15 protein-coding genes are annotated in these 20,106 nt (G+C 60.5%); 7 read left to right on the top strand and 8 right to left on the bottom strand.

From position 1 onward, the window contains the following. Nucleotides 1-535: 535 nt before the first annotated feature. The 3 genes from OXE05_13460 to OXE05_13450 all read right to left on the bottom strand — a co-directional run bounded on the left by OXE05_13460 (nucleotide 536) and on the right by OXE05_13450 (nucleotide 4,940). On the bottom strand, nucleotides 536-2,200 hold the full coding sequence (locus tag OXE05_13460) for a formate--tetrahydrofolate ligase (GenBank protein MCY4438324.1): 1,665 nt from the start codon (nucleotides 2,198-2,200) through the stop codon (nucleotides 536-538). Between the two features lie 180 nt (nucleotides 2,201-2,380). Beyond that, the gene (locus tag OXE05_13455; GenBank protein ID MCY4438323.1) at nucleotides 2,381-3,718 is read right to left on the bottom strand and encodes a glutamate-1-semialdehyde 2,1-aminomutase; all 1,338 of its coding nucleotides are present in this window, start codon (nucleotides 3,716-3,718) and stop codon (nucleotides 2,381-2,383) included. Nucleotides 3,719-3,905: 187 nt separating this feature from the next. Next, a complete protein-coding gene (locus OXE05_13450) occupies nucleotides 3,906-4,940 on the bottom strand; it encodes a Gfo/Idh/MocA family oxidoreductase (GenBank protein ID MCY4438322.1) in 1,035 nt (344 codons plus the stop codon). Between the two features lie 261 nt (nucleotides 4,941-5,201). Between OXE05_13450 and OXE05_13445 the strand changes: the two genes are divergently transcribed. The 4 genes from OXE05_13445 (at nucleotide 5,202) to OXE05_13430 (ending at nucleotide 9,833) form a co-directional block, all read left to right on the top strand. Then, nucleotides 5,202-6,086, top strand: a complete 885-nt coding sequence (locus OXE05_13445; protein ID MCY4438321.1) for a carbon-nitrogen hydrolase — start codon at nucleotides 5,202-5,204, stop codon at nucleotides 6,084-6,086. Further along, nucleotides 6,083-6,943: an NAD+ synthase gene (locus OXE05_13440; GenBank protein MCY4438320.1), complete on the top strand. Its 861-nt coding sequence runs from the start codon at nucleotides 6,083-6,085 to the stop codon at nucleotides 6,941-6,943. The genes OXE05_13445 and OXE05_13440 overlap by 4 nt, the downstream gene beginning before the upstream one ends. 739 nt (nucleotides 6,944-7,682) lie before the next feature. Further along, on the top strand, nucleotides 7,683-8,363 hold the full coding sequence (rsmI, locus tag OXE05_13435; protein ID MCY4438319.1) for a 16S rRNA (cytidine(1402)-2'-O)-methyltransferase: 681 nt from the start codon (nucleotides 7,683-7,685) through the stop codon (nucleotides 8,361-8,363). Between the two features lie 228 nt (nucleotides 8,364-8,591). After that, nucleotides 8,592-9,833: a DegT/DnrJ/EryC1/StrS family aminotransferase gene (locus tag OXE05_13430; protein MCY4438318.1), complete on the top strand. Its 1,242-nt coding sequence runs from the start codon at nucleotides 8,592-8,594 to the stop codon at nucleotides 9,831-9,833. Nucleotides 9,834-10,510: 677 nt separating this feature from the next. Here the strand turns inward: OXE05_13430 and OXE05_13425 are convergent. Beyond that, nucleotides 10,511-11,554 carry a polysaccharide deacetylase family protein gene (locus OXE05_13425; protein MCY4438317.1) on the bottom strand — a complete coding sequence of 348 codons (1,044 nt, stop codon included), beginning with the start codon at nucleotides 11,552-11,554 and terminating at the stop codon, nucleotides 10,511-10,513. A gap of 188 nt (nucleotides 11,555-11,742) precedes the next feature. Then, a complete protein-coding gene (locus tag OXE05_13420) occupies nucleotides 11,743-12,723 on the bottom strand; it encodes a Gfo/Idh/MocA family oxidoreductase (protein ID MCY4438316.1) in 981 nt (326 codons plus the stop codon). Between the two features lie 429 nt (nucleotides 12,724-13,152). Here OXE05_13420 and OXE05_13415 point away from each other — a divergent pair, with 429 nt between their 5' ends. Then, nucleotides 13,153-14,094, top strand: a complete 942-nt coding sequence (locus OXE05_13415; GenBank protein MCY4438315.1) for a fumarylacetoacetate hydrolase family protein — start codon at nucleotides 13,153-13,155, stop codon at nucleotides 14,092-14,094. Between the two features lie 547 nt (nucleotides 14,095-14,641). On the opposite strand, the gene argB is transcribed toward OXE05_13415, so the two are convergent. Then, on the bottom strand, nucleotides 14,642-15,472 hold the full coding sequence (gene argB, locus OXE05_13410) for an acetylglutamate kinase (protein MCY4438314.1): 831 nt from the start codon (nucleotides 15,470-15,472) through the stop codon (nucleotides 14,642-14,644). Nucleotides 15,473-15,503: 31 nt separating this feature from the next. Continuing rightward, nucleotides 15,504-16,469 (bottom strand): hydroxyacid dehydrogenase, encoded by a 966-nt coding sequence (locus OXE05_13405; GenBank protein ID MCY4438313.1) that lies wholly within the window; start codon nucleotides 16,467-16,469, stop codon nucleotides 15,504-15,506. Nucleotides 16,470-16,722: 253 nt separating this feature from the next. On the opposite strand from OXE05_13405, the gene OXE05_13400 reads away from it, so the two are divergent. Together OXE05_13400 and OXE05_13395 are read left to right on the top strand one after the other, a co-directional pair. Then, complete coding sequence (locus OXE05_13400) at nucleotides 16,723-17,949, top strand: aspartate kinase (GenBank protein ID MCY4438312.1); 1,227 nt, start codon at nucleotides 16,723-16,725, stop codon at nucleotides 17,947-17,949. A gap of 104 nt (nucleotides 17,950-18,053) precedes the next feature. After that, the gene (locus OXE05_13395; protein ID MCY4438311.1) at nucleotides 18,054-18,587 is read left to right on the top strand and encodes a bifunctional nuclease family protein; all 534 of its coding nucleotides are present in this window, start codon (nucleotides 18,054-18,056) and stop codon (nucleotides 18,585-18,587) included. 190 nt (nucleotides 18,588-18,777) lie between these two features. On the opposite strand, the gene OXE05_13390 is transcribed toward OXE05_13395, so the two are convergent. Next, the gene (locus OXE05_13390; protein ID MCY4438310.1) at nucleotides 18,778-19,800 is read right to left on the bottom strand and encodes a hypothetical protein; all 1,023 of its coding nucleotides are present in this window, start codon (nucleotides 19,798-19,800) and stop codon (nucleotides 18,778-18,780) included. Between the last annotated feature and the right edge of the window lie 306 nt (nucleotides 19,801-20,106).

Here is a 20,106-nt window from a genome sequence, read left to right as displayed (position 1 = left end):
ATCTTGCAAATTTAGAACATTTGCGCATGGGTCTTACAGGTACGAAGGACAGAACTAGCAGAGATCCCCTCACCCCGGCCCTCTCCCCCAGGGAGAGGGAGCAGAGTACGGAACTGAGCAAACATGGAGCCGCTCCGGTTCCCTCTCCTGGGGGAGAGGGTTAGGGTGAGGGCGAATCTTCACCGTTCCAGCCCAATTCCGCGTGCTCGTTAGAGTTGCGCAAAGCTCTCCCCAGGGAGAGGGTGTAATCATTGCGCCTCCGGCCGAATTTACGCCAAGGCCTTTCCAGGGAGAGGGTGTAGCTATTGCGTCTCCGACCGAACTATTCTAAAAGTCTCCCAAGGCAGAAGGAGAAATCTTGGCGGCTGGTCTGGGTCTAGCGGACGTTCTTGCCGGGAGAGAGAACTCTGCCCACCGGTTGACGAGGGTTGAATGTAGGTCTTCCGGCGAGAGGGGGTATTTCCCGTCCTCCGGCCCAGACTATGTAGTGGCTGCCCCACGCTCGGAACGTGGGTTGCTACATGTAGAACCTGGATTAGGTGAGGCCGCTGACGTTCCCCGCTTCATCGATGGTCATCCCGTCTGCGGCCGGTTCTGCCGGCAGACCGGGAAGTGTGAGGATGTCGCCCGTCAATGGAATAACAAAGCCTGCCCCGGCAGCGAGCTTGACCTCGCGTACCGTAATCGTAAAGCCCTCAGGCCGGCCCATTAAACGCGGGTTGTCGGAGAACGACGACTGCGTCTTGGCCATGCAGATAGGCAGGTGCTTGAAGCCGCGGCGCTCAAGCTGGCGCAGCACCGTGGTCGTTGGAGGGGCGTAATTCACTCTGGCGGCGCCGTAAATCTCTCTGGCGACGGTCGCAATCTTGTCTTTAAGTGGCATGTCATCGGGATACAGGAGCTTGAAGGTATTCGGCTTTGCCCCCTCTACCAGATTGAGCACTTCTTCCGCTAAGGCCTTGCCGCCGTCAATGCCGCCCGCAAAGACGTCTGTATCCGCGACGGGCACGCCCTCGGCCTTACAGAATTCCGTAACGGTGCGCATCTCATTGGCGGTGTCCGAGGGAAACCGGTTCAGCGCGACGACAACGTCCAGGCCGAATTTCTTGATGTTCTCGATATGTTTCTGCAGGTTGGCGAGGCCGGCTGCGAGTGCGGCCGTATTTTCCGTTTCCAAGTCGGCGGGTCGCACGCCGCCGTGAAGCTTGAGCGCCCGAATCGTGGCCACGAGTACAACCGCTGACGGCGCAAGTCCGGCGCGCCGGCACTTGATGTTGAAGAACTTCTCCGCGCCGAGATCGGTGCCAAATCCGGCCTCTGTGACCACATAGTCGGCGAGCTTCAAGCCCACCCGCGTCGCAATGATGGAATTGCAGCCGTGGGCGATATTGCCGAAGGGTCCGCCGTGAACAAGCGCGGGCCCGCCAGCCATGTTTTGCACGAGGTTAGGATGCACGGCCTCGCGCATCAAGACCGTCATGGCGGAATGTGCATTGAGGTCAGCCGCCGTAACCGGCTTGCGGTCGAACGTCTCGCCCACGACGATCCGACCTAAACGCTCCTTAAGATCGGCGAGATCGCTGGATAGACAGAGGATCGCCATGATCTCCGAAGCGGGTGTGATGTCGAAGCCGCTCTCGCGCGGCACGCCTTCCGTCCTGCCGCCCAGGCCGATGACCATGTTGCGCAAGGCCCGGTCGTTCATGTCGATCGTCCGCCGCCAGGTCACGCGCCGCGGATCGATGCCGAGCTTATTCCCTTGATGTAGGTGGTTATCGAGCATGGCGGCGAGCAAGTTATGCGCGGCGGTGATGGCGTGAAAATCACCGGTAAAGTGCAAGTTTATCTCGAGCGACGGTTCCAACGTCGCCTTGCCTCCGCCGGTTGCGCCGCCCTTTATGCCGAATACCGGACCGAGCGACGGTTCACGCGTGCACGAGAGGGCGTTCTTACCCAGGCTGTAGAGCGTTTGCGCGAGACCGACCGTGACAGTGGTCTTGCCTTCTCCGGCGGACGTGGGAGAGATTGCCGTGACGAGAATGAGCTTGCCGTCCGGTTTGTCCGCGAGGCGCTCCAACACCTGGGTGCGTACCTTGCCCATAAGCGGCCCGTAGCTGTTGAACTCATCGGTCTGCAAGCCAAGTCGGCTGGCAATCTCAGTGATTGGCTGAGGGGTGAAGGTGTCGGTAGGGGTTGGCACTATGCTTCTCCTCGTTTGAGACCTACAGGGTTCGTCATTGAATCCGCGAGTAGCGGTTCTGTAACAAATGCCGTGCACACGCCGCTTGCGACGGTCTTGACGGATTCCGGCCCATCATCCACGGTCAAAGGGATATACAGGACGTGATCTACACGGATCTGGGGCCAGGTTGTATCGTGCTTACGTCAATGCCAGCACTTCACTCGGCTCCGGCTTTACACCTTGACGCAAGAGCGTGTGGATGGCATCCTCCGCCACCTGGAGCGTCCGATCGATATCCGCATCCGTATGAGCGAAACTTATATGATTACGCTTGATGTTCATGGGCAGCTTGAATACGCCCCGCTTGATGCACTCTTGGCGGTAGCGAATGAAGAATTCTGCGTCGTTTTGCAAGAGATCCGTGAAATTGCGCGCTGGGCCATCCATGAAGTATGTAACGAATACGGAGCCGAATCCCTCGACAACGGCAGGAATGCCGGCATCTGTCATGACTTCTGACAATCCAGTACGTATGCGGTCCCCGAGACGGAAGATTTCCTCGTGCACTCCCTGCGTTTCCATGATTTCAATGGTCGCAAGCGCCGCCACAGTGCCGACGGCGTGACCGTTGTAGGTGCCGGCAAAGAAGGTATCGCCTCCGGGGGTCGTGTTGAAGCGCGACATGATCTCCTTCTTGCCGCCGACCGCTGCCAGCGGGAAGCCGTTGGCAATGGCTTTCCCCAACGTGGTGACGTCCGGCGTGACGCCTGCGACCTTTTGAAAGCCGCCGAGGTCGTGGCGAAAGCCGGTGATCACCTCGTCAAACACGAGAACAATGCCGTGGGCGTCGCACAATGCGCGCAGCGCCTCCAAGAAGCCCGGCTCCGGGCGCACACAGCCGATGTTATGCGGAATGGGCTCCACGATGATGGCGGCAATTTCGCCCTCGTGCGCTCTAATCGTGTCCTCTACCTCATCTGCATCGTTGAAGGTGCAAATGAGCGTGGCGTCAGCAGTTTCCTCCATCATCCCCGCCGAGAGGAAGTCGCGTTTCCCGATCATGTCCGGTGTGCTGATGACATTGCGCAGCACGGCGTCGTGCCAGCCGTGGTAGCAGCCCTGAAATTTTATAATCTTCTCACGGCCGGTGTGTGCGCGGGCGACGCGTAGCGCGTGAAACGTCGCTTCCGAGCCGGCATTCGTGAACAGCACTTGCTCGATTGAAGGTACGTGCTCAACGACTTTCTTGGCGAGCGCGATTTCTTGCGGCGTGGCGCCGACGCCGTAAAGGTCCGTCTCCCACAGCGCTTCTTCAACGCGTTGAACGACTATGGGATGCACGTGACCTAAGATGAAAGGACCGAAGGCGGCGTGGTAGTCTAGGTATTCATTGCCGTCAGCATCCCAGATGCGGGCGCCCTCGGCGCGGTTGAAGACCAGCCGGGGTTCCACATTGCGAATTGACGTATGTACCCCGCCCGGGGCGTATGCCTCAGCCTCAGCAAACAACGCTGCACTCTGCTCAGTTCGTACCATTGCAAAATCCTTTTTAGCTCCGAATATCCGTTGTTAAGCTCTCATCGGGCGTCGTTGTCTTCGGATTTTTTCTGCGCCAACTAGCACCATAATAGCGGAAAGTACCGCTGCACATTGGCAAAGTCCGGGGCTGTGGGCTGAGGGCAATTGAGATGAGGGTTGCGGGTCCAAGACCTGCTCCGGCGCATCAGCGAGAGAGCACAGTCCTGTCCCGTTCCGCCAACGGCAGTTGGACCCGTGCGCCATTGGAAGCGTGCGAAGCGTATACGGCGAGTGCGAGTTCGAGCGCGGCGCGTCCGGCCCGGCCGTCGGAGCGGCTGGGACGATCGTGCTCGATGCATTGGACGATATCTTCCACGGCTCCTTGCATACCGCTGCGTGGGTATGTAACTAGGGGAAACGGCCGCTTTACCATCGTGCGCGTCGCAGAATCGAACGTAAAGAACTCCGCATCGCTGTTGCTGAGGCGCAGGCGGCCGGCCGTGCCGATCACGTCTATCTCGAAAATCGGACCGCTCTGGCCGTCGATAAAGCCCATCACGCCGTTGTGGAAGCCCACATAGGCAGTGCCACCGGCATCCAGTGCTATGTCGGCACCGGAAGCGAGACCGCCCGTCACCCAGGCTGGCGTACTCTGACTGAAGGTCAGCATCGCGTCGAGCCAATGGATGCCCGTATGTACGAGCTCACCGGCAAAGTGCGCCGAGATCGTGCGCACATTGCCGATCCGGCCGTCTTGAATGAGTGCAAGCGCCGTTTCGTAGTAGGGGTCCCACCGCCGCGTATGGTTGACCACGAGCTTTACGTTGTGCTCATCGCAGGCGCCAATCATCGCATCGGCTTCAGCGAGGCTCGTTGCGATGGCCTTCTCGCAGAAGACTGCCTTAGCACCTGCCCGGGCCGCCGCTTGCGTCACCGGCGCATGCAGCGGCGCGTGGGTGCAGACGCTTACGATGTCAAGGTTTTCGTTCTGCAGCATCTCATCATAGGATGCATAGGCTGCAATGTCGCCGAATACGGGCTGCCATTGCTCCACATAGGCCGCAGTCTTTTGCGTATCGATGTCAGCCACGGCGCAGACGTGTGTCTGGGGCACGGCAGCATAGGCATGCGTGTGGGAGTAGGGCAGCAGCATGCGTCCCGCATAGCCGGTCACCTCATCCTGAATGGTGCTGGCTACGCGTCCCAGACCGACAATGCCTACTCGAAACCTCTCAGCCATGCGCTGCTTGACCTCCTGCCGGACTACCGTACTCTTGCCGTCTGTCATTCGATGTCATGTATCTTACACATTTTGCGCCCTCCCTTGCACTATTCCTCGAACAAGCTGCCTCCAACACGGGAAGTTCGTTGAATGGAGACCCACTCCGCAGGTACGACGCGCCGACCCGAACTAGCCCCAACACTTGCAGACCGTTACAATGATTGTGATTCCGAGCACACTTTCCGCATGAGCCAGAGGTCAAAGAGGTGAGGCCCCCACGTGCTTCCCGAACGAACCAATACTCCATTGCAGTCATTCCGCATCGGCCTTGCGCAGATGAACCCGCACCTGGGTGACGTCACGCGCAATATCCAGAAGCACTTGGACGTGGTTGCTGAGGCGGAGGCGCAGGCAGTGGATGTGTTGCTATTCCCGGAACTCTCCCTTCACGGCTACTTCTTAGAAGACCTCGTGACGGAAACGGCGTGCCGGCTGGATGATCCGCTGTTGGCGCCGCTCATTGCCGCCAGCGACCGCATGAGCATTCTGTTCGGCATGGTGGAGGAATCCGCCGATCAGCGCTTCTACAATAGCGGCGTGTACCTGGAGGCCGGCCGGGTGCGCCACCTGCACCGCAAGGTGTACCTCGCGACCTACGGCATGTTCGATGAAGGACGCTATCTGGCGGCCGGCGAGCACCTACGCGCTTTCGACACACGCTTCGGCCGCCTCGGCGCCCTGATCTGTGAAGACTTCTGGCACCCGTCGGCCGTGAGCATCGTCCACGCCGATGGCGCCGACCTCATTCTCGGCATCTCCAGCGGTCCCGGACGCGGCGTGTCCGGTGAGTCGCAGGACCTGCGCAGCGCGCAGACCTGGCACAATCTCAACAATCTCTACGCGCGCATGTTTACAAGTTACGTGGTGTATTGCAACCGCGTCGGCTATGAGGATGGGGTCAACTTTTGGGGCGGATCGGAAGTCGTCGGCCCGGACGGCACGGTGCTCGTGCGCGCGCCGTACTTCGAAGAGGCGTTTGTCACCGCTGAAGTCTCTGCGGAGGCGATGCGCCGCCAGCGGTCGCTGCTGCCGCTGCTGCGCGACGAGCGGCTGGACCTGACCTATCGTGAATTGCGCCGCATCTATCGCGAGCGGTACGCATGACGAGTGAGGCAAAGACAGACCTCGTCGCCAAAGCGCGCAGTGCGTTGGACCTCAATCTGCCGCTCACCGAGCAGATCCTGCACAGCTTCATTCGCAATGAAGTGCATAAATTCGGCTTTACCCGGGCGGTGCTGAATCTCTCCGGCGGCATTGACTCCGCGCTCTCAGCTTACCTGGCGGCGGGTGCCCTGGGCCCGGAAAACGTGCTGGCCCTCTTGCTGCCGTATCGGGAATCGAACCCCGACAGCCGCAGCGACGCTGAAGCGGTGGTTGGCGCATTGGGCATACCCTCAAAGCTCATCGAGATTACCTCGCTGGTGGACCCCTACTTCGCCGAGTTTCGCGACATGGACGTGAAGCGGCGCGGCAACGTGATGGCGCGTGCGCGCATGATAGTCCTCTACGACCACTCTGTTGAATTCGGCAGTTTGCCGCTGGGTACGAGTAACAAGACGGAACTGCTCTTGGGCTACAGCACCCTGCACGGCGACATGGCAAGTGCCGTGAACCCGATTGGCGATCTTTATAAGACCCAGGTGCGGCAACTCTCCCGCCATTTGAAGATTCCGGCAGCAATTATAGAAAAACCACCAAGCGCCGACCTGTGGCCGGGTCAGTCGGACGAAAGCGAACTAGGATTCGCGTACGAAGATGTCGACCACCTGCTTTACCTGCTGGTGGACGAGCGCTATCGTCCTGAAGAATTGATTGCCGCTGGGTTCGCAAGGGAATTCGTCGAGGAGGTAGTGCGCGTCGTGCAGAGCATGCAGTACAAGCGGCGTCCGCCCATCATCGCCAAGCTCTCCCAGCGCACCATCGAGCGCGACTTCCGCTATCCCCGCGACTGGGGACGCTAAAGCTGCTGCAAACTCGTCAGAGGGAGACCTTTGACGAGATCAGGGGGTAACGCGTCAAACTCCCTCTCCCTCGAGGAGACCTCTGCAAAACCCATGTGGAAGGGAGATTGTCCCCTCTCCCGTCAAGGAGACCTATGCATAACTCCACTTTCAAGCGAGGCACTCCCTCTCCTGGGGGAGAGGGTTGGGGTGAGGGGGTCTTTTTGTTACAATGGCCCTTTACGCCGTGCAGTTTCAAGATGTTTCAGTGCAGAATCGGTGTGTGTGCTTTGAGATTTCAAGAAATTCACCCTCACCCTAGCCCTCTCCCGTCGAGGGAGAGGGAACGCTCTCTCTTCCGCGTAGGTTTCGCAAGGGTCTCCGTCAAGGGAGAGGGTTAGAGCCTGCTCCGTACTCGATACAGCGTATCGACACGATACGGGGGTGAGGGTGAAATTGCTCTGAGCACGAGCAACTTCTTGACCGGACTGGTTGTAATATGCTTGACTGTGCAAGTTTTACGGTTTGCAAAGCAGGTAAGACGCCTCACTCCGGCCCTCTCCCCGTGGAGAGGGAGCAAGTCTTGCGCCCCCGGCCGGATTAACGCAAAGTTCTCCGTCAAGAGAGAGGGGACTGTCTCGCTGCGGCTTTGGTCTTACAAGGGTCTCCCCGAGGGCGAAGGTCAGGACGGGGGTGTGCTTTGTTCGTTCGGACAAGTCTCGTCAACATGACGGTTCTTAGAAAGGCGTAATGACAACCGATGCCCGGCCTGCTCTACGTGGTAGCCACACCCATCGGCAACCTGGAAGACATTACCCTGCGGGCCGTGCGCATCCTGCGGGAGGTAGACGTGATCGCCGCCGAGGACACGCGCCACACCCGCAAGCTGCTCGCGCACCTGGACATTCACACGCCGCTCACCAGTTTTCACGCTCACAGCGGGACCGGCCGCCTGGAGCGCATTCTCCGCACCCTGGAAGAAGGCAAGCAGGTTGCCTTGGTCACGGACGCCGGCACACCCGGCATCGCCGACCCCGGGCAGCCCCTCATCGCGGCTGCCGTGGAAGACGACATTCCGGTTATTCCGGTGCCGGGACCAACTGCAGCCGCTGCTGCCGTGTCCATCGCCGGGTTTGCGGGGAGCATGTTCTGCTTCTTGGGTTTCTTGCCGGGACGGCCGTCACGGCGCAAGCGACTCTTGGCAAGCGTGGCAGACTTGCCGTTCACGCTCGTGATCTATGCCTCGCCCTACCGGCTGGTGGAGGACCTGAAGACGTGCCAAGAGTGCCTGGGCGATCGGGAAATCATGGTGGCGCGGGAACTCACCAAACTACATGAAGAGGTCCTGCGCGGGACGTTAGCAGAGATGCTGGCGCACTTTGCGGAGAAAGAGCCGCGCGGGGAGTTCACGCTCGTGGTGCAAGGCAAGGGTGTGCGCTGAGCAGCGTATAATTCAGAGTGGCGCACTTCGAGGGAGTTGGGTAGCTCCGGCATCCTGCCAAAAAGATGCCACTCAACGACAGCGTCAACACGCACGTTGAAAGTGATCCTGTAGTGTAGAGGGCACGACATGTCGTGCCCCTACGCCGGAAGCGCCAGCGGCTTTCAACGCGGCAGGAGACAAAGCGCGGCCAAAGAGATTCTCAATGGAGTATGGGAGCATTAGCTTATGACTGTGAAACTCGCTCGCGACGGCGGTACGCCGGTGCGCACGGCGCCGTTTCCTACCTGGCCGGTCTGGGACGGCGTGGATGAAAAAGCAATGCTGGAGGCGTTGCGATCCGGTGTGTGGGGACGCAATGCCGGTTCGCAGGTTGTGGAGTTTGAAGAGGAGTTCGCCGCCTTTCAAGGTACCAAGTACTGCATTGCCTTGGTCAACGGCACGTGCGCCCTGGAGCTCGGCCTGCGGGTGTTGGACGTGGAATTCGGCGACGAGGTGATTTGTCCGTCGTATACCTTTGTCGCCACGCCTGCCGCGCCGCTCTTCCTGGGCGCGATTCCCGTCTTTGCCGACATCGACCCCGACACGTTCGAGCTCGATCCCGCTTCGGTCGAGGCTGCCATTACGCCCCGCACGAAGGCGATCATCCCTGTTCACATCGCTGGTCAGCCGCCCGACATGGACGGCATTCTGGCGGTGGCTCGCAAGCACAACCTGCGCGTGCTGGAAGACGCAGCCCAGGCTCACGGCGCGTCCTGGCGCGACCAGGGGGTGGGCGGCGTCGGCGACCTCGGCAGCTTCAGCTTTCAGTCGAGCAAGAATCTCAACGCCGGTGAAGGCGGGGCGATTTGCACCAACGACCAGGAGTTGGCCGAGCTGACGTGGTCGGTGATGAACGTCGGCCGCCTCCGGGAAGGGGCCTGGTACCAGCACGAGCGGCTGGGCTGGAACTACCGCCTGAGCGAGTTTCATGGCGCGCTGCTGCGGGCGCAACTCACCCGCGTGCCCGAGCAGATGGCAACACGAGAAGCCAATGCCCGCTACCTGGACACCCACCTGGCGGAGATTCCCGGCATCACGCCGCAGCACCGTCCGGCAGAAGTAACCGGCCACGCCCACCACCTCTACATGCTGCGGTACGAAAAAGCGGACTTTGGCGGCAACGACCGCGCCGACTTTATCAAGGCGCTGAGCGCGGAAGGCATTCCCTGTTCGCCCGGCTACGACTGGCCCTGCCACGAGCAAAACGCCGTCAAGAATTCGGTGCGTGACATTCTAGGGAAACTCGGGCGTACAGAAAATCCGCTGGACCGCCCCCTGCCCAATACCGACCGTATCGCTCACGCGGAAGGCGTCTGGCTGCCGCAGAGTGTGCTGCTGGCGGACGAGAAGGACATGCAGCAGATCGTGGACGCCGTGGCGAAGGTGCAACTGGCATTTAGTCCGAAGAGAGCGGCAGAGCGAGTGTGAGCGTTCGCTTTCACTCGAAAGGGCTCTTATACCCACCGGTTGTTTCCTCTCCGGTGGTCTCCATATCGTTCGTGCTGAGCATTCCTTGTAGCGCGGGGGCTTGTCCCCCGCCTTGGCGATGTTCGAGACCAGATAAGCACAGCTCTCTCCGTTCGTGCTGAGGGCTGCGCGAAGCCCCTGTCGAATAACGTACGGGGAGTAACGTGGTTGGCTGCACGCTCCAATCGCCGTTCACCCTTCGACGCTGCTCAGGGCGAACGGAATCTGCCAAGAACTGAAAAATACTCAGTGACACCTGCTGAGACTGCGTAGCGCGGGGGCTTGTCCCCCGCCTTGGCGATGTTCGAGACCAAAGAAGCACAGCTCTCCCCGTTCGTGCTGAGGGCTGCGCGAAGCTCCTGTAGAATAACGTACGGGGAGTAACGTGGTTCGCCGTACGCCCAAATGCCTTTCACCCTTCGACGCTGCTCAGGGCGAACGGAATCTGCCAAGAACTGAAAAATCCTCAATGCCACTTGCTGAGTCTTTGTAGCGCGGGGGCTTGTCCCCCGCTCCGGATGCCTCACCTGTCGCGCGATACAAATACAGATGGATTCCCGCGAAAGCGGGAATGACGGAAAAATCGCAAACCTTGACTATTGGAATGGTTGGCTGCTTCTCATGCAATTGGGCATAGCCTAGCTCGCGCTGAGCACAAACTCCGTGCCATCCGCGACCGTTGCGGTCCAGGTCAGCGTGCCGTCTTTCATCTGCGACCCAACTGCGCCGTCGTTGACGGTCGCATTGCGCCACGGCGTCTCTGCGCGAAAGGTCAATTCGCGGGCGGTGACGTCGTCGCGAAGGCCGTTCAGGCTGACGGTGCAGGTGGCGCGGTCGGAGCCATTTGCCGTTACCGCCACCGAAGAAGCCCGGCGCAGAAGCGTATACTCCACGACCTCTTCCGGCACTGTGGCCCAGAGCTCGTTGCCCCACAGGGCCCGCACCTCACGCAAACGCGCATCCAGGATGGCCGGTGTCATGCAGCGGTTCCAGAGGCCGGGGCCGTTGGCCGCGGGCAAGCGGTCCACCACGATGTGCGAAATGTCCACCAGCCAGTGGCCGCGCGTTGTTTCCTTCCTGAGCTCGCCCGGGAAGGCGTCGCGTGTGTGGCGGTAGAGCGAGGCCGACGGCTCTTGGAGCCACCCTTCCAGATCGCGTCCGATGGTGGCGCGCATGATGTCCCATACATCGTACTCGGACGTATTCCACGGGTAGCCGATGCTGAGCATACCTTGGTAGCCCGCTGCCTGCGCCACAGGCAGGATCTTGTCGGCGATGCGCAGGTTGCCCCAGTAGGCAAAGAGCCGCACGGGTGCGCCGGTCGCCTTCTCAAGTTCCCACTTGCTCAGGCGCACTTCCAGGTCAAGGTCGATGCCGTCCTGGTCGGTGGGCACGTGGGTGTGAGAGTGGCTGCTGATCGTCCACCCCTTGTTTATGAGGAAACGCAACTGTTCCGGGTTCATGTAGAAGACCTCGCGCATCGAGGTGCCGCGTTCTAAGCGTTGCTGGCCCAGGTGCCCGCTCACGGTGCAGACGTGTCCCGGAATGTCGTGCTCTTCATGGATGGGAAACGAGTTGCAAATGGCATCGATGGTGCCTTCGTCGTAGGTCATGGAATAGACGAACTGGGCGTCGTACTTCCAGGGGGTGATTTCTACGTGGATGTCCGGGGCGTCGTTCACAGGAAACTCCTTCTATGAGCGGATGAGACGAATTTCGAAGGCATGTAGAATCCTGTTCGTGCTGAGGGCTGCGCGAAGCCCCTGTCGAAGTGCGAACGGGATTCGGCACAGGCTTCGTGCAACCTGTCGATTGTGGCGTTTCGGTCAGATTGGCTTTGGCCGTCAAGAGAGCAACTCTACTTCGCTCTTCACTCTGCCGCCCCGCACGCGCGCAGGACCGTCTCCTGCGTGATGTAGTCGTGCTCTTTTGAGTAGGGAAATTCCATCTCACCCCGGATGCACGCGGCCAACTCCACGAGATCGCGCTCATAGCGGGGGATGTTATCAAAGGGCACGTCCTGCCAGCCGGCCTCGTAGCCGCCGCGCGGCTCATTGAGGAAGAGGCGTCCCGCCGGCGGCTCCAATGGCGTCAGGACGATGCTGCCCTCACTGCCGCAGACGGCGAAGTGCCGCCGGTCCTGCGAGCCCTGCTCGAGCAGCGAGCTCTCGATGATGCCCACCGCCTGTCCGTACTCAAGCACGGCAACCGTGTTGTCTTGCATTGTGACGTCAAACTGACCGTCCCGGCGCAGGATCGGCGTGACCTTCTCCGGCCGGCCCATGATGAGCGTGATCATGTCGAGCAGGTGGCACCCCAGTTCCAGCATGATGCCGCCGGGATAGTGCGACAGCCGCTCCCGGGTGGCGGAATCGCTCGCGGAGTTGATGCCGCCGCGCACGTAGTGCACGTCGCCCAGCCAGCCTTCGCGCACCGCCTGCCGCACCAGGTCGAAGCCGGGATTGTAGCGGAACATATAGCCCATCTGAATGATGCGGTCCTGCCGCTCGGCCTTGTCGAGGATGGCTCTCCACTCTGAGAGGTCCGTGCCGGCGGGCTTGTCGAGGTGGATGTGCTTACCGGCATCAATTGATTTTTCGCCGAGCGACAGCAACTGCGGCACCTCGCTCTCGACGCAGACCATCTGAATGGTGGGATCGTCATAGACTTCTGCCTCGTCCAGCCACGGCAGGCCCTGCCAGGCGGCCTCCTGCTGCCGCTGGTGACGCCAAGCGGCATCGGGTTCGCAGACGCCCACGAGTTCCCACTCAGGAAAATTGCGCAGCACATTCAGCTTGCCGAGCGCATGCGAATGCCCCGTGCCGAGCACAGCACAGCGAATTGGTGTCACTATCTCATCACCTCACCCTCGTTTATCCCGCCTATTAACTTGGTTGTCAGTATACTGGGCGGGTGAGTTAGGCACAAAGCAAGAGCGAATCCCGTACGTCTCGTAGGACTCGAGACCGCCGTTCGGTGCACCGCGCGGGCTGTCTCTGTATGGTATAGGGTAGGATTAGACATGGTCCTGCCATTTCTGCCAATGGAGACCCTCGAATCGAGGTATGGGGTATGCGCGGATTTGCAGTCCGATACGCAACCCATGCCGGCAGGCGAAAAGACCCCCTCTCCCTGGGGAGAGGGCCGCGGTGAGGGGAAATCTTCACCACTCTTACCCAGTTCTTCGGGTCAATCAGAGTTGTACACAGGTCTCCAGTGGAAATGCTAACAGCAGGGCTCACACGGGAAAGAAGTTGAGTTTGTACATAAGGAGAAACGCATGAAACTCGTCACCTACGCGAACGACAGCGGCCCGCGGGCGGGTCTGTTGGATGGCGACCACGTTTACGATCTGCAGGACGCCGCTGACGCCTTTACGGCACAGGCCGGCGCGGTTGGCGCCAAGCTGCCCAATGACGTGAGAGCATTGCTCGATCTGGGCGACGTCGGCTTGGCGCAGGCGCGGCGAGTTCTCGGCTTTGCGCAGGAGCAAGGCGGCGACGCGCCGTTTGCCCACGCTGCGTCAGAGGTAAGTCTTCTGCCGCCTATCTCGAACCCGGGAAAGATAATTTGCCTGGCCGGCAATTTCGCCGACCACATTCGCGAGGGCGGTGACGAACCGCCGGAAAAGTCGCAGCAGACGCCTCGCTACTTTTGGAAGCCTAACTCCGTGCTCGTGGGTCAGGACCAGCCGGTGCGGCTGTGGGAAATGTCGGCCAGCGTGGACTGGGAGTTGGAGCTTGCCGCCGTGATCGGCAAATCGGGCCGCGATATCTCCGCCGCCGATGCGCCGAGCCACATTGCCGGCTATACGATTTTCAATGACATCTCGTCGCGGGATATGAACCTGCCGTGGGAGCGGGAAGAACGCGAGATGGACGACTTCTTCGACTGGCTCAACGGCAAGTGGTTCGACACCCATGGACCCATGGGACCGTTCATCGCGACGGCGGATGAGATTCCCGATCCCCACAATCTCGCCATGTCGCTGAGCGTCAATGGCATCGAGCGGCAGCGGGGCAACACCGGCCAGATGATCTTCAACTGCTTTGAATTGATCGAGTACATTACGCGCATCGTCACGCTTGAGCCCGGTGACGTAATCTCCACCGGCACCCCGGCAGGAGTGGGCGCGGCAGCCGGCGCTTCGCTCGTGGACGGCGACTCAATCGAGGCTACAATCGAACGACTTGGAACCTTGCGCAATCCGGTACTCGGCTGATAGGCAAGAGTCCCCTCACTCCGGCCCTCTCCCCCAGGAGACCCTTGCGAAACCTAAGCGGAAGCGAGAGCGTTCCCTCTCCCACCGAGGGAGAGGGCTAGCCTGCCCCGTACTCGATACAGCGTATCGACACGATACGGGGTGAGGGTGAATGTCCTGAAATCTCTCAGTATGCACACCGAATCTGCCCTGATACCTCTTTACAATTCCCAGCGTCAAGGCCGTTGTAGCAAAAGACCCCCTCACCCCGGCCCTCTCCCCCAGGAGAGGGAGTGCCACTGAGGGAGTGCCGCTGATTGAAAGTGGGGGTTACGCAAAGGTCTCCCCAGGGAGAGGGAGTAATCTTAGCGCCAGTGGCTGCAGCTAGGCGACGGGTTGGGAGTCTGCGCATGTCCCGTATCTCTCGATGCGGTCGTATCCTCGGCAAGAGGGAACGGTGAGCGGCGGCTAGTACCGGATGGAAGCGGCCGGCCTTGCGTCGAACTTGGCGGCGCTTTACCCGTGAGGACTACGTCAGTCCGTGACGGACAGAATTCGTCCGATGAACTCAAGCCTTGGCGTGGAATTGGGTGCCGACACGGTCGTCGGTGAGGAGTTGACGCAGCACGGCGTGCGGTTCGCGGCCGTCGACGATATGGGCGGACGGCACCCCTTCCAAAGCATCCAGGCAAGCGGTGACTTTGGGGATCATGCCTCCGCTGATTGTGCCGTTGCGGATGAGTTGACGCGCTCTTGCCCCTGAAAGAGAGGGCAGCACGTCGCCGTTCTTGTCCTGTACACCGGGCACGTCGGTGAGCAGGAGGAAGTGTTGTGCTGAAAGGGCTTTGGCAATATCGCCTGCCACGGTATCGGCGTTGATGTTGAGAAGCTGCCCTTCCTCCGTGACGCCGAGCGGCGCGATAACCGGCACCATTTGTGCTTCGGCCACGACGACAAATACATCCACGTTTACCTTCTTCACATCGCCGACGTAACCAAGCCCTGCCGGTTTCTGGCGCGGGTTTGCCAAGAGCAGTTGACCGTCGGCGCCGGTCAGGCCGATGGCGTCTATGCCGCGGCCTTGAAACATTGCCACCAGGTCGCTATTCACCTTACCGGCCAGGACCATTTGCACCAGTTCCAAGGCGTCGGCATCCGTAACTCGCAACCCTTCAACAAAAGACGCTTCCCGACCGAGAGTCTTTTCCATTTCGGTTACCGCTTTGCCGCCACCGTGCACGACAACGGTAAACAGGCCGGCTTGCCACAACGCCTCGACGTCGTCGCAGAACGCCTCCCGGTGGGGCAGCACGTTGCCCCCAATCTTGATCACCACGGCCTCGCCTTTTAGATCGCGCAGTCGCGACAGTGTGCCAACGAATTGTTCTATTTCTGCCACTAGCATCCGCTCCTTTGTCGCTGCGAGATACTCACTCTGAGAACACTTCAGGGTTGACGCAGAAGTGCGGCCGTTCGCCCTGCAAGACACGGGTGATATCCAGCGCGAGCGTTGTCGCCATGCGAATCATCGCCTCTTCCGTGTGAGCGGCCATGTGCGGGCTGACGATCACGTTCTCCAAGGCAAACAGGGGATGGTCTTGCGGCGGCGGTTCCTGTTGCCAGACGTCCACCGCGGCGCCGGCAATTTGGCCTTCCAGCAACGCCGTCGCCAGTGCCTGCTCATCCACGATGCCGCCGCGCGCGCAATTGACAAGGATCGCCGTCGGCTTCATCAGGTTAAGCTCGCGCGGGCCGATGAGACCGTGTGTCTCCGGCGTCAGCGGCGCGTGCAGCGAGACATAGTCGGCCTCCTGCAGCAGAACCGAAAGGTCCGAAACGAGCTCAACCCCGAGCAGGCGGGCGTCATCCGGTGAAAGAATGGGATCGTAGGCGATGACGTGCATGTCGAGCGCAGCGCGGCACATGCGCGCGACCCGGCTGCCGATTCGGCCCGCGCCCACAACACCTAGCGTCTTACCGTAGAGTTCAAAGCCAATGAGCCGCGTGCGCGACTGGAAATCGCCATTGCGCTGCGCGCGGTCGCCAAGCAGAATCATCTTGCTCACGGCCAGCATCATCCCCAGCGTATGTTCCGCGACAGATTCCGCATTTGCGGCGGGAGTATAGAGCACCGGGATGCCGCGCGCCGTGGCGTACGCCACGTCCACGCTATCGACGCCCACGCCGTGCCGGGAAATTGCCCGCAGGGCTGGGGCTGCATCGATGAGTTCAGGCGTTACTTTCGTAAGGCGCGTCACGACTGCGTGGACTTCACGCAATTGGTCTGCCAGCGGCACGCCGCCGTCCTGGCTGGCTTGGCGTACCGTTGCGATCTGCTCGAGGATCGCGATCCCTTGCTCGTGAATGGGATCGGCCAACACGATTGTGTACGACATTTCGTCAGGCCTCACAGGGGCGTCACAGCCCAATGCTCAAGCGGTTTCCGCGCCGAATGCATGCTATAATGTAGCAGAAAGTTCCCGCTCTCCGCTAGGCATAGCCCGCGTGTTATTTTGTGGTGCTGACCTTCCGGGAGTACGTAAGACACACGCAATTCGTTGCGTGTTTTGCTACTTCTGAGCAGGATTGTGCACAGAAACCGTGGAAGTCGTTGGAGAGCGCATGGCCTCTTGAGGAGGGGACGCGCGCATGGCGCGAGTGGTCCAAAAGTACGGCGGCAGTTCAGTAGAGAGTGCGGAGCGCATCAAGTCCGTAGCCGCGCGGCTGGCCGCCGCGCGCGATGCCGGTAACGACGTTGTTGTCGTCGTTTCCGCCATGGGCGACACGACCGATGAGCTGATTGCGCTCGCCCATCAAGTGTCCAGCTCCCCCGGCGGCCGCGATTTGGACTTGCTCCTTTCTACCGGCGAGATCGTCTCCTCCACACTGCTATCGATGTGCCTCCGCGACGTGGGCTACGATGCCGTGGCGCTCACCGGCCAGCAAGCAGGCATACGCACGGACTCCTTCTACTCCCGCGCTCGGATCGTAGACATCGATCCTTCGCGGATGGAGCAAGAACTCGAGGCCGGCCGCATCGTCATCGTTGCCGGTTTTCAGGGGGTAACGCACGACTTGGACGTGACCACGCTGGGACGCGGTGGTTCGGACACGACCGCAGTCGCCATCGCCATTGCCGTAAAGGCGGCCGCCTGCGAAATCTACACGGATGTCGACGGTATCTACACCGCCGACCCGCGCGTAATCCCGACCGCCCGCAAGCTCGACCGCATTGCCCACGAGGAGATGCTGGAGTTGGCCAAGCTCGGCGCGCGGGTAATGCACGCCAGGGCGGTTGAGCTCGCGGAGCTCTTCGACATGCCCATCGTCGTGCGCTCATCGTTCAATGACAATTCTGGTACAGTGATCACCCGAGGTGAGGATATGGAGAAAGACGCCCAACGCATTCGCGGCATTGCCGTCGATACCGATGTCGCAAAGATCTCTGTGCTTGGCATCCCTGACCGCCCCGGCATTGCCCATGGGCTCTTCCAGCCACTTGCGGATGACAGCATCAACATTGACGTGATCGTCCAAAACATCAGCCACGACGGTATTACCGACATTTCGTTCACCGTGTCACGGGACGACCTCGCCAAGACGCTTGAGCTCGTGGAAGGCGCCTCCCAAACGCTTGGCGCAGCGGACGTGCTGTACTTTGCCAACTTGGCAAAAGTCTCAATTGTCGGCACCGGCATACAGAGCACCCCCGGCGTGGCGGCCCGCATGTTCGGCGCGCTGGCGGAGCCGTCCATCAATATCGAGAGCATTACAACGAGCGAGATCAGAATCACGTGCCTGGTGCACGAAGATGACGCCCAGCGGGCGGCCCAAGCCCTGCATCACGCATTTGAGCTAGACCAGCCGGAAGAGTAGACTTAAGGTACTGAGGGCACCCGTGAGCTTGGGCTAAGTGGGGTCGCTTTGGGCCGTGGACAAAGGTTGAAACGCAGATACGTCGCTGCGCAGGTGGCAATACGATGGTCGAAATGGTGATAGAAAGCGTAGGCAGAAATCCGGCTAACCCGACCCGGATGGTCGTGCTGCGCGAGAAAGACCAAGAGCGCTATCTCGTGATCGTGATTGGCATTGCCGAGGCCGATTCGATTGCCATCAAGCTGCACAAGCATTCCTTCTCGCGACCTTTGACGCACGATCTCCTCAGCAGCGTTATCGAGACACTCGGCGCTACCGTTGTGAGTATCCTCATTAACGATCTGGCAGACCGCACGTATTTCGCGCGCATCGTGCTCGACCACAACGGGCGGCACGTCGAAATCGACGCGCGGCCCAGTGACGCCATCGCCTTGGCGGTTCGCGTTGACGCGCCCATACTCGTTGCAGAGAGCGTGCTGGACGCAGCCAGCTTTACGCCAGCCAAGGAAGAACAGGGTGAAGGCGAGTCCGTTGAGGAAAGCACGCCGGATCCGGAACTTGAGGAACGGCTTGGCCTCTTCCGCGAGTTCATCAATTCTCTCGACGTAGACGACCTGGAAAAGCCAAAGAAGGATTGAGCGCTGCTGCGCGATGTCTCGAAACAGGGAACCACATTGAATACGCCCCGAGCCATTGTGCTGGTGGGGCGTTTTGCATCCCATAGCCGCGCTCAATCGAGATGGGAAAGACCGGTCCCCAGCACTGAGAGTCAACCAACCGACGTCCCAAGGCTGCCGCACGCACGTTCTTGTCCGGTCACTGCGTTGCTTAGGCTGTGATGTGCTTGCGAATTGCCCGCAGAGATTTACAGTCCTCCGCGAGCAGCCGGCGCAACGTGCTACCGGAATCGGAATCAGTCGTCGCCAGCGCGACGGCAGTGCGGAACTCGGCCGGGGAGAAAGCGCTTTGCGGCTCAGCCAGCAGCGCATCGCGTATGCGCATCCGCACCCCGTAGCGGTCAATAGTCTCGCCGTTGGGCAGCACCATCGGCGACGCGTAGACTCCCGTTGCCGCGATGAAGTCCTGCACGGTTTCCGGCACGGCGTACGCTTCCGCGGGGCTGCCGCCACCCTCGGCGTACGCCGTGCGCACGGCGGTTGAAGAGAGCGCGGGATCATGGTGCACGGGCAGCGTCGTCAGTGGCGCGATTCGCCCGGAGTACGCCAGATTCGTCTTCTCACTCAGCAAGGCAGCTAGCGCCTGGGCACCGTACGCGCCTCGTTCCGCAACCAAGAAGCGTGCGAGCGAAAAGAGCCTATCGAGGCTGGCCTCCCGATCCTCGTAGTAGCGCGGATTGAGTATCTGTTGGATTTTGTCGTAACCTACGACGAATACGAGCTCCTGATCAGGCGCGACGACTGTCGAGCGCAACGCTTCCGCCTGCTCCACGTACAGACCCCGGTTACAGAGCACCACGCCTACGCTCTGCTGCGATTCTGCAAGGGATTCGAGCATGCAGAGGCGGTCCTCCAGAAACGCGCCGGTGACATGTTCCTTATCAACCGTGTGGACTGCCAGCGACAGCCAGACTGCGCCTACGTCCGGCTGCTGCAACGCGCCGCCGCTAAGACTAAGATGGGCGAGAGTTATCGGGTTGAATGACCCGGCAATCACTGCCACATTGCTGCTCGGTTTCTCTTGCGGGAGCGAGACGTCTGTTGCCGTGGGCGTCCCAACTACGGGCGTTGGCGGCGCTACTATGCGCGCTTCAGGCGCTGGAGCGTCGGCAATTGCGGCAACGTGCGCGTGCCTGGCCCGCAACCGCTGTACGTCATAGATGCTGTTCTTCAACGCGCACACTCTTTCAAGACCCAGGCGAAGACGTAGCGGGAACTGCCCCCGGTAGCTTAGCCTCAACCGTAGCGCGGGGGCTTGTCCCCCGCCTCTGGGCACAACCAATGCCTACGTTACTTCGCCTTCAACATCGCGTTTCCCGCTGCCCCGTTCCATCCAAAAGGGTGAATACGCTCAAAGCGGGAACTGTCCCCGGTTGCTTAGTCTCAACCGCAGCGCGGGGGCTTTTCCCCGCTTCTTGGCACAACCAATGCCTACGTTACTTCGCCTTCAACATCGCGTTTCCCGCTGCCCCGTTCCATC

It is taken from the genome of Chloroflexota bacterium (assembly GCA_026710945.1).
In the GTDB taxonomy this organism is placed as follows: Bacteria; Chloroflexota; UBA11872; order VXOZ01; family VXOZ01; genus VXOZ01.
The sequence above is the reverse complement of the archived record's forward strand: the minus strand, read 5'-3'. Positions and strand labels throughout refer to the sequence as shown.